We start from the raw sequence: 496 nt of genomic DNA, 5'->3' as shown, positions 1-496 counted from the left end.
TGTAAACACTTACGAGATCACGGCCTCGGCAGCACAGGGTCCTAAACTGGGGAACTATACGATCAGCTATGCCAAAGGCACGCTGACGGTGAACCCGAAAGCGCTGACCATTACAGCGAAAAACCGCAGTAAAACCTACGGTCAGACACTTACGCTCGGCAGTACAGAATTTACGGCCAGCGGTCTTGTCAACGGCGATGCGGTTACTTCGGTCACACTGGCATCAGATGGAGCAGCAGCGACAGCGGTTGTGAACACTTACGAGATCACGGCCTCGGCAGCACAGGGTCCTAAACTGGGGAACTATACGATCAGTTATGCCAAAGGCACACTGACAGTAAACAGGAAAGCGCTGACCATCACGGCCAAAGACCGCAGCAAGACCTACGGTGAGGCGCTTGCCCTTGGCAGTACAGAATTTACGGCCAGCGGTCTTGTGAACGGCGATGCGGTTACCTCGGTAACACTGACATCAGATGGAGCAGCAGCGACAGCG

General features: G+C 54.6%; 1 protein-coding gene. It reads left to right on the top strand.

What is annotated here, in order from left to right; genetic code table 11:
* Positions 1–496 (top strand): MBG domain-containing protein (locus tag G5B30_RS17145; RefSeq protein ID WP_206367181.1); only part of this gene is annotated, 496 nt, incomplete at both ends.

Origin of the sequence: Sphingobacterium sp. SGG-5, assembly GCF_011043525.1 — a bacterium.
In the GTDB taxonomy this organism is placed as follows: domain Bacteria; phylum Bacteroidota; class Bacteroidia; order Sphingobacteriales; family Sphingobacteriaceae; genus Sphingobacterium.
This window is presented reverse-complemented; position numbering and strand designations above follow the sequence as displayed.